This window comes from Sphaerospermopsis reniformis (assembly GCF_005402885.1).
GTDB lineage: Bacteria > Cyanobacteriota > Cyanobacteriia > Cyanobacteriales > Nostocaceae > Sphaerospermopsis > Sphaerospermopsis kisseleviana.
In genome coordinates, this window is record NZ_BJCE01000578.1 from 1 (window position 1) to 416 (window position 416).

The 416-nt window shown below is 37.0% G+C and carries 1 protein-coding gene and 1 pseudogene; both read right to left on the reverse strand.

Going from position 1 to position 416, the window contains the following annotated elements:
- Window positions 1–161: pseudogene (locus FFR48_RS29885) on the reverse strand (recombinase family protein); the annotation flags it as partial.
- Between the two features lie 36 nt (window positions 162–197).
- Window positions 198–347 (reverse strand): MerR family transcriptional regulator, encoded by a 150-nt coding sequence (locus FFR48_RS29890; protein WP_236104245.1) that lies wholly within the window; start codon window positions 345–347, stop codon window positions 198–200.
- Between the last annotated feature and the right edge of the window lie 69 nt (window positions 348–416).

Genomic DNA, 416 nt, shown 5'->3' on the forward strand with positions numbered 1-416 from the left:
GATAACATAATTGATAAAAACTTTTTTCTTTTAAAGTTTAATCCGCCTCCAATCTCTGAAACCCAATCATCAACAGCTAACCCACGACTCAAACAAAATGTTTCCATCGCGGATACTTGGTTTCTGAGTTCGGGTTTTTGGCTACTCGAAGAAACTCTACAATAAACAACTACTTTTCGTTTTGAGTCTACAGGTTTTCATCCCTGGGTAATCAGTAAATCATCTTCAGTATAAAAACGATGCCCCGACAATGTTCTTTTGGCTGGAAGTCTTCCTTCAACATCCCATCTTTGCAAGGTCTTGACTGAAACTCCGATTTTTTTAGCAAATTCATGAGGTTTAAACATAAAGTCACTCATAGGTTTGTCTATGAGTGTACAGGTTTGTCTATTAAATTGTCAACTTAGGACAAGCTC

Excerpts from the sequence above, each read along its gene's own strand:
- FFR48_RS29890 (WP_236104245.1), bottom strand. The coding sequence starts at position 347 with ATGTTTAAACCTCATGAATTTGCTAAAAAAATCGGAGTTTCAGTCAAG.